8 protein-coding genes are annotated in these 11741 nt (G+C 52.2%); 7 read left to right on the top strand and 1 reads right to left on the bottom strand.

From position 1 onward, the window contains the following. Positions 1-204 precede the first annotated feature (204 nt). The 4 genes from GOV91_RS07645 to GOV91_RS07630 all read left to right on the top strand — a co-directional run bounded on the left by GOV91_RS07645 (position 205) and on the right by GOV91_RS07630 (position 6900). Complete coding sequence (locus tag GOV91_RS07645; protein ID WP_171235039.1) at positions 205-1779, top strand: arylsulfatase; 1575 nt, start codon at positions 205-207, stop codon at positions 1777-1779. A 105-nt stretch (positions 1780-1884) separates the two neighbouring features. Continuing rightward, positions 1885-2394: a DUF1269 domain-containing protein gene (locus tag GOV91_RS07640; RefSeq protein WP_171235038.1), complete on the top strand. Its 510-nt coding sequence runs from the start codon at positions 1885-1887 to the stop codon at positions 2392-2394. Between the two features lie 472 nt (positions 2395-2866). Continuing rightward, the gene (locus GOV91_RS07635) at positions 2867-3394 is read left to right on the top strand and encodes an HdeD family acid-resistance protein (RefSeq protein ID WP_171235037.1); all 528 of its coding nucleotides are present in this window, start codon (positions 2867-2869) and stop codon (positions 3392-3394) included. A 761-nt stretch (positions 3395-4155) separates the two neighbouring features. Then, positions 4156-6900, top strand: a complete 2745-nt coding sequence (locus GOV91_RS07630) for an AsmA family protein (RefSeq protein ID WP_171235036.1) — start codon at positions 4156-4158, stop codon at positions 6898-6900. An 11-nt stretch (positions 6901-6911) separates the two neighbouring features. On the opposite strand, the gene GOV91_RS07625 is transcribed toward GOV91_RS07630, so the two are convergent. Next, positions 6912-7412, bottom strand: coding sequence for a hypothetical protein (locus GOV91_RS07625; RefSeq protein ID WP_171235035.1), 501 nt, complete (start codon positions 7410-7412; stop codon positions 6912-6914). Positions 7413-7595: 183 nt separating this feature from the next. Here GOV91_RS07625 and GOV91_RS07620 point away from each other — a divergent pair, with 183 nt between their 5' ends. The 3 genes from GOV91_RS07620 to GOV91_RS07610 are packed head-to-tail and all read left to right on the top strand — an operon-like array spanning position 7596 to position 11734. After that, the gene (locus GOV91_RS07620; protein ID WP_216599819.1) at positions 7596-7883 is read left to right on the top strand and encodes a hypothetical protein; all 288 of its coding nucleotides are present in this window, start codon (positions 7596-7598) and stop codon (positions 7881-7883) included. Continuing rightward, positions 7868-11449 carry an adenylate/guanylate cyclase domain-containing protein gene (locus tag GOV91_RS07615; RefSeq protein WP_171235034.1) on the top strand — a complete coding sequence of 1194 codons (3582 nt, stop codon included), beginning with the start codon at positions 7868-7870 and terminating at the stop codon, positions 11447-11449. The genes GOV91_RS07620 and GOV91_RS07615 overlap by 16 nt, the downstream gene beginning before the upstream one ends. A gap of 27 nt (positions 11450-11476) precedes the next feature. Further along, positions 11477-11734, top strand: a complete 258-nt coding sequence (locus tag GOV91_RS07610; RefSeq protein WP_171092613.1) for a DUF4242 domain-containing protein — start codon at positions 11477-11479, stop codon at positions 11732-11734. The last annotated feature ends 7 nt before the right edge of the window (positions 11735-11741 follow it).

Below are 11741 nucleotides of genomic sequence, written 5' to 3'. Positions count from 1 at the left end.
CCCTTGTTCCCCCCTCTCGACCAAAGTAGTGGCCCAATTTTACGGGGCAAAGACAGCGCTCCGGAGCGTTTCTTGCGTGTTTGCCGACATACTTCCTTCCTTCGCTGAGTAATTTCAATCCGAACGATGAGCCGTATCAAATGGATGGTATGAATTGTTCGAAAGTAAAAAATTCTCGATTTCGTACAGATCTTAGGTGAAAACATGATACATTCCGACCCCTTAAAGACTCTTCTGGCGGTATTCGGATTGGTGTCAGCATTTCTTGCACCAACGTCCTCTTATGCCCAAGACAAACCGAATATTCTGGTGATTTGGGGAGATGACATTGGTCGCACCAATATTTCAGCCTATGCCCACGGCATCGTGGGATACGAAACACCGAACATCGACCGTATAGCAAAGGAAGGCATAATGTTTACCGATAGCTACGGTGAACAATCCTGCACGGCCGGCCGTTCATCCTACATAACTGGCCAGTCTGTTTATCGTACGGGCCTCAGCAAAGTGGGGCTCCCCGGAGCGGAACTTGGGTTGCAGGAAGAGGACCCAACAATAGCCGCATTGCTGAAGGCTGAAGGTTACATGACTGGCCAGTTTGGCAAGAACCATTTAGGTGACCGCGATGAACATTTGCCGACTAATCATGGTTTCGACGAGTTCTTTGGCAATCTCTATCATCTGAACGCTGAGGAAGAGCCGGAAAACCGTGATTATCCGGGAGATACGGTTCTCGATGATGGCCGTACATTCCGAGAGGCTTTTGGACCGCGGGGAGTAATAAAGTCCTCCGCAGATGGGATGGTTCAAGACACCGGGCCGCTTACGAAGAAGCGCATGGAGACGGTCGATGAAGAGACTATCGCGGGGGCAATCGACTTTATGCGTCGGGCTCATGAACAGGGTAAGCCGTTTTACGTTTGGTGGAACGGGACCAGAATGCACTTCCGAACCCATGTTAAAAAAGAGTTAACCGGTATATCCGGCCAAGACGAATATGCGGACGGCATGGTTGAACATGATATGCATGTTGGACAATTGCTCGACACACTCGACGAATTGGGTATCACCGAAAACACAATTGTGCATTACTCCACCGACAACGGTCCGCACTTTAACACATGGCCGGATTCGGCAACGACGCCGTTCTTCAGCGAAAAGAACACTAACTGGGAGGGTGGCTGGCGCATTCCATCGCTCGTTCGCTGGCCCGGAAAAATACCCGCAGACTCGATTTCGACCCAAATCATACACCAGATGGACTGGTTGCCGACGCTCCTGGCTGCGGCTGGCCGTCCGAACATCAAGCAAGAATTGCTCGGTGGTGGTGTGCAAGCCATCGGGCGGGAGTACAAGGTGCATCTTGATGGCTATAACTTCTTGCCGCACCTGCTTGGTGAAGTCGATGAGGGCCCGCGAAAGGAAATCTTCTACTTCTCGGACACCGGAGAGTTGACCGCGCTGCGCTATCAAGACTGGAAAATGATTTTCATGGAGCAGAAAGCGACGGCTACTTTCCGCGCTTGGATGGAGCCTTGGACACCGCTGCGTATTCCGCTCATCACCAATCTACGGCGCGATCCGTTCGAACGGGCACATGTTACTTCGAACACATACTACGATTGGATGCTGGATCGAGTATTCTTCTTAGTGCCTGCACAGCAATTTGTGGCTCGGTTCCTGGCGACGTTCGAAGAGTTCCCACCACGTCAGAGACCGGCGAGTTTCTCGATTGACCAAGTCATGGAGCAGATGACGGCCAATTTGGCTGGAAAGTGATCTCGACTTCGCGAACAAGACAGTGGCTTCAATTGCTTCTTCAAGGCCATTCGACCCACTGCATAACACCTAATCGAAGTTCACTTGCATTTGGAGGAAAAAGTTATGAGCAATTTGGCAATTATACTGTTTGAAGGTCGTCACACTGCCGACGAGGCCCTTATTCGCCTGATGAAGATGGAGAATGAGTGGGAGGTGGATCTTTACGACGTCATCGTGGTTTCTCGGGATAATGGTGGTGAAATCCGAATTCGAAACTCCGAGACACTGACCGCTGAAGGCTACTTGGGTGGCGCTGGCCTCGGTGGAATAACCGGAATGATGCTGGGCGCGCTTGCAGGCAATCCCGCGGCAGGTCTTCTTGCGGGCGGGCTGGTTGGAGCGAGTACTGGCATGCTGGCCGGCGCACTTGACGACGCAGACATGGAAGATGCTCTTTCGGCCCGTCTCGGAGATAAATTGAAGCCGGATACCTCGGCGCTTGCGATGATCGGTTGGACCAGTCGCCCCACAAAGGTCTTGAACGAATTAGAGGGGCTCAAGGGTGAAGTGATCGAGACTTCGTTGTCGGTAAGTGATGAGAGGGCGCTTCGTGAGGCTCTGTCTAAATCCTAATTGCCAATAGTTCCATGACTCTCGTGGTTACGGAGTATACGGTTCTGGAGCGGTGAGATTGGTCCGATGTATTCCTGGTGTCTAGCCCCCGTGTTCTGGGCTTTGTGCTAAATACTTATTTGGGTTCGGTGCAGCCACTCGCGGATTTACTTTGAAAGAACGCTGCAAGGGCATACGGTTACCAAACGCAATCGAACGCCAACATAACCAAGCACGCGTTACTGTCTTTGCGCAAATCCAATTCAGTCTTTTCAAGCACACTTGCGGGCTATGAGAACTCGAGCTTAGCCAACCGATCCCGCGACAAGCCAGATGCTTCTGAAAAGGCCACGTAGCCAAAAGTTTTGAGATACGAGCAGTGATGTATTGCGCCAACATCAGAGGGAAAACGCGATGACCACGATATAGATTTCCTTGTACAGTGCTGGTTTTAGAAGCCAAATGGGGCAACGTAGCGAACAAGGACTTGGAAATGAAAAATAAATTCCTTTGGCTTCTTATGGCCACGGTATCGATCTTGGGTGGTATCTATGCATTGGCTAACCCAGTGCTTGCCAGTGGTTTCACAACCATACTGGTAGGATGGGTATTCATTGCGCTAGGCGTTGTTCAAGTGCTTACTGGATTTAGAGCGGAAAGCGCTGGTGCAAAGGTTTGGACAATCCTGATAGGAGTCTTAGCCGTTTTTCTCGGCGTCACAATTCTGGGTCATCCGCTGAAGGGTATGGTGGCGTTGACGACGATGCTCGCAATTTTGTTCCTCTTTGGAGGCATGGCGAAAATAGTTCTATCCTTCGCACTCGAAGACCGAAGGTTTTTCTGGGCCGTTCTGATTTCCGGAATTGCATCTGTCGCATTGGCCGTCATCATATTCCTAAACTGGCCTGTTTCTGCACTTTCCGCTCTTGGCATCTTGCTTGGAATTGAACTAATTTCTGACGGTATCTCTTCTCTCGCGATGGCATTTAGCAATGACAGCGAAGAGGCGCAATCCGCCTGAGGAAGCTCGAACGTCAACGTCCGGCAACCAGGCTAGGCTTCACTAATAGCCCGGGCGATGTTGCTTGTCACCTATCACGATCTGCCGAACTAGCCCTCAAAACGATTGTTAATCGGCAATAGTGTGGCCAAGAGGTGTTAGCTGATGGGCGCGTTTCGTCGCGCTATGACCCGAATTTCGCAAACGTTCGGTAAAGGTCAATTCCTGTCCCCGCAACCAAAATCCAAACAGCCCGTTCAGACTACAATCGATCCACCGGATCAATTGCTTAACGTCTTAACACCGTCAGCCTCATAACACGAAGCTCAGAGGTGCAAATCATAATCACGAAAACAAACCTAGCGAATAGTCGTCGTTAAGAATGCCCGTCTCATCGACGGGCTTTGCTTTTTTTGACCATGGCGATCAAATTGCCCTGTATTTCCGGGACATAAACGCAGATAACTTCTCTGCAACAGAAGAAATGTAACGTTCAGCAGCAATCTGGGGTTCCTGCCAAATCGCTGACTTGATTGATCTGTGAGTGACTACCCGAGCCAACACTGGTCCTTTTGACCTATTGGACAACGTGGGTCGAAGACGGGTTGTTTCATTTCCGTGAGGACCCAAACGAACGGGATGCTCGAATCCTTACAGCTTTGGATCTCTGGGCATGAAATGCCTAGAGCGTTACCTTCATATTTGTGAACCAACCTGCCAGCAGGCTTGGCGATCTCAAAATTGCAGATAGACTGAACAATGTAACGACGACAGGGAAGCGAATGAGGACCTGGTTATTTAGAATAATAGGCACAGTCGCATTTCTGGCATTCGCAGCAGTCGCTTTTGTTTGGCTGTTGCTTGCGGCTCCAATGTTCTCGGATATGCGGCGTGAACTTGTAGAACAGGTTCTTTCGGAACAAATCAACCGACCACTATTGGTCAACGACGATGTGCGCATCGCGGCGGGCCGCATTACCCACATTTATGTCGGCGGCGTGGTGATCCCAAGCCTTTCAATGGAAGATACCTCACTTGCAGAGTTAAATCGGCTGGAATTGGAGTTGGATATTGCCGCTTTGGCCAATGGGCGCCTTCACTTTGACAATCTGGTTGTAGATGGCCTGCAAGCGAATTTCCTAACTGCGGCTGATGGCACGACTAGCTGGCTCAAGGGCCATTCAGCACCAAATTCTGAACCTGAAAGCATCGCGGCAGAAGAAACTCTGGAAACGTCGATAGAGGTTCGAGAGTCCGATGACGAAGGCGCGGAAAACAACGGCATCCTTACGTTTTTGAGCGACAAGAATGTGAGCTTTACGTCCATCGGATTGAACATAGATGACCAGGCTTCGGGGTTTGCCTTTGTTTTCGACCTCCAATCTCTTGCCCTGGAACAATTGTATGGCGGGCAGAACACAAGGGTTTCGGGGTCGGGCTCTGTCAACGGTCAAGGGTTCCAAATTGAAGGCGAATACCCTCGCGGCGCGCCGTTTACGACGCGAGCCAGTTTTGGCGAAATGACCGTAAGCTACGATGGTGAGCCTTTCTCGGAAGACGAAGGTGGCGGTTATCGCGCAATCTTGGAGATGGACACCGGTGAATTTGGCGATTTTCTCGAAGTCGTTGGGTTAGATCGTGTTCTGGAAGGCAACGGCCAGTTTCAGGCAGAGCTTGTGTCCCAGGATGCGCTCAAGATCGAAAGCTTTGCGACCACCATAAATCTTGAGGATGGACAGAAACTCGAAGCTGAGGGTTCGATAGATGACCTTTACACCGCTCAGGGCGTCGATCTGATCTTTGATGCCCGCCTTCACCCTGAGGGACAGCCGCCGAGCGCGGCAAAGAGCTTCCAAGACCTGAAGTTCTCGGGGTTTGAGATGCACATGGTGGGATCTCTGGCGTCTTTCGAATTCGAAAAACTGCTGTTTAAGACCAACGCATTCGACCAGGGGCTGGACGTGATTGGGCCAGCCTCAATCGAAAGCATACGTCGCATGCCCGATGGTCGCCTGGCCATGTTGGGCATTGCGCTACAAGCCGGACCGATCGAGGAGCCGGTCCTGAAAGCCGAAGGTAAAATTCTCGATCTGCTCCAACTTCAGGACGTAACTTTCGATGGTATGCTCGACGGGCCCGCTAAACTGATATTACCGGACCTAGATGAAGGCTTTGTCGACCAGTTCGGCGGCATCAAGGCCGATTTCAACATATCCAATGTGGGCGGGCCGGTTTCACTCAATAGGTTTAATGCTACCAACTATGGCACCGATCTCTGGGCGCTTGATCTCGCACTATCTGTCAACGAGCTAAAAGGGCTGGCCGGTCTCGATTTCGACGTGAAACTGGACGTCGACGACAGCGCCCAGTTTCTCACCGCACTCAACCTGCAACCTGTTGAAATTGGCGCACTGGCTATCGATGCTGAAACCTCCAGGCAGGGTGAGGACTTTGATGCCGCAATCAAGTTCGAGGCCGGGTCTTCCGATCTTCTTGCGGCTTTGGATGCGCGGTTTCCCGAAGGTGCATCCGTCGTCCGTGGCAACATTACGAGCGAGAGGCTCGATCTCAACGACCTGAAGAACCTGACCGCCGTGCTGGACCAACTGAAAGGCCTGGTAGGCGAGGCATCAAAAGAACCTGAAGCCGAAGTTCAGCCTTTGGTTTTGCCGAAGGAAACAGACGTTCAGCCCCTGGTGTTGCCAAAGGAGAAATGGAAACCTGCCGATCTTTTGGATTTACAACGTGTAATGAAAGAGGCTGATGTTGAGGTGCAGATCGATTTCAAAGAGATTGTAGGCCAGCAAGGCGTAACATCTGTTTCAAGCCAATTGTCTGCCAAAGACGGAACCGTGGATTTCGGACCTCTTCAGATGGCTTATGGTGGCGGAAACTTCAGCCTGCGGGCGGTGATGGATCTGATTGACTCACCTGATTGGCTTTCGTTGTCAGGATCAACCTCGGGATGGGAATTCGGTGAAATCCTTGATGAACTGGGGATTGGTATTGATGCCTACGGGCGTTTGAGTGGTGAGTTCAACGTTTCTGGCAGCCCCGCCTCGGGCAAGGCCTTCGTCAACTCGATGCGCGGCAATGCGTCTTTGTCGATGTCGCAAGGTTACATTAGTACCAGTCTACTGGAGTTAGCCGGGCTGGGCATATTCCCGTGGCTGTTTTCAGAGGAGTTCAGACAAGGCTACACCGACATCACTTGTGTGGTAGCCCCGGTTGATATTCAGGCCGGGCGGGTCAGTTCAAACTCCATCGTCATTGAAACGGGATCGGTTCAATTGGTGGCCAGGGGACAAGTGGACTGGCTGAACGATAGCATAGCGATCAGAGCAGAGCCCCGTCGCGTTGGCAAACCGCTATCCCGAAGCGCGTGGCCCTTTGATGTGACTGGCCAGCTTTCGTCGCCAAAGTTCAAACTGGACGTGGGTGGGTCAAGGAACAAGGCCCCAGAAGGCGCTGATGCTATGCCTGTCGACAGGCAACCCTGTGTGCCGGACATCAATCAATTGCAATAGCAGGACGCGACCTAGTTCTTTAATGGTTCAGGCTGCTCGGCCTGACATGTCAGAACCGCCTCGATGGCTTTTGCAGACCCGCTGAGATCAAGCTCTATCTCGGTCCCGCTTTCGCCAATAATCGTGACGCTTTGACGCTTTCCGAATTCAGTTACAAACGCCGGGTTGTCGAAAAAGGCGTAGCCACCGGGCACACCATTCTTGAAGACACCCACCGCTTCGCCTTCGAATCTCGCATCACCAAAATCGAACTGTACGATCCCGGTCGCCCCGTCCTCGATTTGAACCCAGGCGGGATTGTAGGCCGCAAAGAACCCGCCAGCCTGATTGGGCGCTGCGCCAATTTCAACGGTCATGTCACCTTCAAACGGTTTCCACGCAAGGCAGCCGTTGCCCTTTTCGGGATCAATCAGGATTGTCCAATCGCCGGATTCACCCCAGCGTTCCATACCAGCAGCTTGAAGTAAGCTTGCATAACACAAAGCCAATGTTGTCAACACATACCTGTACATTCTGAACCCCAAACAGTTTTGAAGGTTAATCCATCCTACCGATACGGGAAGATCAATCAAACGATATGGAAGAGGCTTCAGAAGACAAGCCAACGAACCGAAACCGTTGTGTTGTAAACACGCTCGCCCCCAATTGCTAGGATGACCTTCAATTTTGGCTCCGTGAACGTACAAGGTCAGGAAATGTTGACTGACCACAATAGCGTCGCCATGCGGCTAGAACGGGACAGCGAAGCCAAGGTCACAGTCTTTCAATGCGCCAATCCGGAACCTTTCGTCTGCACCTACGACACCGAGCTTCTCAAAGACATATCGACCGAGGTAGTATCACGCGAAGACGCTCAGCTATTGGACCTTAAATTGGTTTGCGAGCGGATCAACAAGGTGCCGATGGCCGCCATCGCAAAACAGGAAGAGTTCTTGATTAGCGCAGCGTATCTCAGCATGATCCTAAGATGTCGGCTGAAATAGACCAGTGGTTAAATGATCTCGACCTGAGTCAGTACGCAGATGTTTTTGCGGAAAACGATATTGATGCGCGTGTTTTACCACTATTGTCTGGCGACGACTTAAAGGAACTCGGGGTGAGCCTTGGTCATCGCAAGATCATCCTCGCTGCAATCCACGAACGCGCCGACCAACAGTACGTAACCTCGTCATCACAAGCAGTTCGTGAACAAGCGCCCACCTCAGATAATGCGCAAAGTGATGATCTGCTTATACGGAAGCATAGTGAACCGGTCACTGCAGAGAGGCGTCACGTAACGGTTTTGTTTGCCGACCTGGTCGGTTCGACGGAACTCACCAATCGTCTTGATCCCGAAGACATGCGGGGCTTGCTGCAGAACTACCAAGACGCCGTTGCCGGAGCCGTCAGCCGGTATGGCGGCTACGTTGCAAAATATCTGGGAGACGGTCTTCTTGTGTTTTTTGGCTGGCCGAGGGCTTACGAAGATCACGCAATTCGGGCGATAAAAGCCGGTCTTGAATCTGTTCGGCGCGTCGGGGAACTCAATACACCCGACGGAGAGCGCTTGTCGGTGAGGCTGGGTGTTGCAAGCGGCGATGTAGTGGTCGGCGACACCATCGGCGAAAATACATATGAAGAAGGGGCTATGACTGGCCCGGTCGTCAATCTTGCGGCGCGGATTCAGGAACATGCAGAGCCAAACTCGGTCGTATTGTCCGTGGAGGAAACCGAGACAGCCTTGCATCGGATATTTGAATTTCAACCCCTTGGGAAGACAGAGCTAAAAGGTTTTGCTGAACCACGTACTCTGTTGAAAGTGGTGTCTGAGCGCAGTGCGGAAAGCCGGTTTCGAGCTTCACATCGCGATGATGCCGCCAGCGCGATGATTGGCCGCGACTACGAAAAAGGGATACTACTGCAATCATGGCAACGTGCTCAGAATGGTCACGGAGAGGTTGTTCTGCTGTCTGGTGAACCCGGGATTGGAAAATCGCGACTTACAGAAGAATTTCTTGCTGACATCGCCGCAAGCGACCAAGCCGATGTCATAAGACTGAACTGTTCCCCTTATCTCAGCAGTAGCCCCTTTCATCCGGTTGCCCAACGAATTTCCCAGGACGCTGGGGTCGAACCGGGGTTCGACGACAATCTGATCCTTGAACATGTTCGGAATATGCTTGAAGGGCGGCGCGGGCTGGACTGGGAACAAGTTCTGCCTGTCTTTGCAGCGTTGGTCGCACCTCGTAGTGCGCTCGCCCAAAAGGTGCTCGAGATGTCACCGCAGGAGCAGCGCGACATAACAATCCAAACTTTGATCCACACCGTGCAAGTGCGATCAAGCGTGCGCCCGGTAATTCTGTGCGTCGAAGATGCTCATTGGATCGATCCTTCCACCCAAGCCTTGTTGGAGCGGTTTAAATCGATCTGCACCGATCTTCCTCTGATGATCCTGATAACCCACAGACCCGGGTGGGAACTGGCTCGAGACGACGGGGACACGCACGTTCAGTCTCTGGTATTGCGCCGGTTCGATTCTGCGCATGTCTCAAACCTTGTCGAAAACATTACAGGCAAGAAACCGGATGACGCCCTGATTGCTACGATCATTGAAAAGACCGACGGTGTACCTTTGTTCGTGGAAGAGCTGACCCGAGCGATTGTCGAGGCGGGAGAGCACGGGCAAATCCACATACCGTCGTCTTTGAAAGGCGCGTTGATGGCGCGTCTCGACGCGGTTTCGCCCGAGGCAAAACAAGTCGCACTTACAAGTTCTGTTATTGGCCGAGAGTTTGAGCCAAGCATATTGAATGCAGCGATGCGTCTTGCAGATTCTGGTATCAACAAATGCCTCGAAGAGCTTTCTCGAACCGGCATAATCTTCGAAAGCGGTCACAATCGCGGGCATTTTGTATTCCGTCATGCCCTTATTCGCGATACCGCCTATCAGTCCATGCTGAGCTCGACCCGAAAACAGCAACATGCAGACGTGGCGCGTGCGTTGATACGAACACGGTCCGCTGAGATCGAGCGACGTCCCGAACTGGTCGCCCGCCACCTTTCAGAAGCTGAGGATTGGGGGGCTGCGTTCGAAAAATGGCAGATTGCGACAGAAATGGCGTTGGCGCGATCTGCCAGCCAGGAAGCGATGACCAACGCTAAGGAAACTCTACGAGCTGCTGAAAATCTAGGCTCAGACTCTGATTCAGAATTGATCAAAAGCAAGATCCTGGTTGGTCGCAGCCATGACAGCTTGGGCCAATTGCCCGAAGGGATAGCGGTTCTGAAGGACGCTTCCAACGCAGCCCGGGCCTTGCATAACGTAGAGCTGGCCGCTGACGCGGCCAACCACTTCGCTGACTCATGTATGATGTCCAGCGAAAGGCACGGTGAGGCAATTGATCTCTGCGATAGTGCGCTGAGGGATTTGCCCGATGATGATGAAGTCCGTCGGTGTAGATTGATGAGCCAGCTTGCACGCGCCCACATGTTCGTTGGTCAATTTTCCGAAGGGGCGCGTTACGGCCAGCAATCCATGGAACTGGCCGCGAAACTAGGTGATTATAAATCCCAGTTCTCGGTAATGATGATGCATTTCGGGGCCCCATTTGTTGCGCGGAAGGGAAGAGACGCCCGCCATTGGCGCGAAAACCTGGAGGCTATGCATGGTGTGGCCGAGCATCTTGGCAGCATCGATCAAGGGCGAGATCGCACTCTCAGCCTGTTTGTGGGTGCCGAGATGGCAGACCGCGCGTTGATGGACCATTCACTGGAATTGCTCACTGAGATTTCGGAAAAGGACAATCATCTGCAACTCTATTGGGTTCAGAAACACGCACGCGCCATGGTTGCAATAATGGACGGCGATTTTGAGCAAGCAGAGAAACACGCCACCGAAGCGGTAAAGATCGGTCGGAAGACCCATGGGGAACATGTAGAGGGCGTCTTTGGGGTTCAGATGTTCACCATCCGCCGCGAACAAAACCGGCTGCACGAGGTTGCGCCTGTGATCAAGCAACTCATGACAGACAGCCCTGAAGACATTTCGTGGAAGCCCGGCTTTGGCCTTATCGCTGCCGAGCTTGGATACAAGGAACCTGCCGAACGGATACTGAATGAAATGGCTGCCAATGGTTTCGATCTTCCTCCCGACGCCATGTATTCAACGACATTGTCATATCTGGCGGACATATGTGTCGCCGTTGAGCATCAGGAACACGCTAAGACTCTCTTTGACATGCTCGCCCCATACGAAGACCTGACGATCACCGCAGGGGCAACCACAGTTTGCACTGGCGCAGCCGCGCGACGCTTGGGCAGTTTGAGCGCGGTATTGAAAGATTGGGATGTCACTGACGCGATGTTCCAGAAGGCCATAGAAATCGACACCCGCATGAAATGTCCGCCTTGGGTTGCGCATAGCAAGGCGGCTTATGCATCCGCATTGAGGCGGCGGGGACGGCCGGACGATGTGGAACAAGCGTTTCAACTGGAAGGGGAAGCGTTGGCAACTTCACAGAAATTGAGTATGGTTTCCCTAAGGTCAAAGCTCGAAGGAGTAGCGAGTTAAGGTAAAAAATCTGGTTTGGGGGACTTCATGCCAAGGTACATAATTGAAAGAAATTTCGCCGAGCAGCTTAACGTCACAGACGATGACAAAATTCACATCAAAGAGATCAATGACGAAGTCGGCGTCGAGTGGATTTTCTCGTTTCTCAGTGCAGACAAGCGCAAAACGTACTGCTTGTACGAAGCCCCGGATGAGGAAAGCCTGAGAAAGGCGGCCGAACGCCTGAATATTCCCGCCGACGTGATAACACCTGTGGATCGCATCGACCCAGGAATTTTTGCCTGACCTGCAA

This window comes from Ruegeria sp. HKCCA6837, from assembly GCF_013034475.1.
Lineage (GTDB): Bacteria > Pseudomonadota > Alphaproteobacteria > Rhodobacterales > Rhodobacteraceae > Ruegeria.
This window is presented reverse-complemented; position numbering and strand designations above follow the sequence as displayed.

Coding starts and splice junctions, on each gene's coding strand:
- GOV91_RS07645 (WP_171235039.1), top strand. CDS start 205: ATGATACATTCCGACCCCTTAAAGACTCTTCTGGCGGTATTCGGATTG.
- GOV91_RS07640 (WP_171235038.1), top strand. CDS start 1,885: ATGAGCAATTTGGCAATTATACTGTTTGAAGGTCGTCACACTGCCGAC.
- GOV91_RS07635 (WP_171235037.1), top strand. CDS start 2,867: ATGAAAAATAAATTCCTTTGGCTTCTTATGGCCACGGTATCGATCTTG.
- GOV91_RS07630 (WP_171235036.1), top strand. CDS start 4,156: ATGAGGACCTGGTTATTTAGAATAATAGGCACAGTCGCATTTCTGGCA.
- GOV91_RS07625 (WP_171235035.1), bottom strand. CDS start 7,412: ATGTACAGGTATGTGTTGACAACATTGGCTTTGTGTTATGCAAGCTTA.
- GOV91_RS07620 (WP_216599819.1), top strand. CDS start 7,596: ATGTTGACTGACCACAATAGCGTCGCCATGCGGCTAGAACGGGACAGC.
- GOV91_RS07615 (WP_171235034.1), top strand. CDS start 7,868: ATGTCGGCTGAAATAGACCAGTGGTTAAATGATCTCGACCTGAGTCAG.
- GOV91_RS07610 (WP_171092613.1), top strand. CDS start 11,477: ATGCCAAGGTACATAATTGAAAGAAATTTCGCCGAGCAGCTTAACGTC.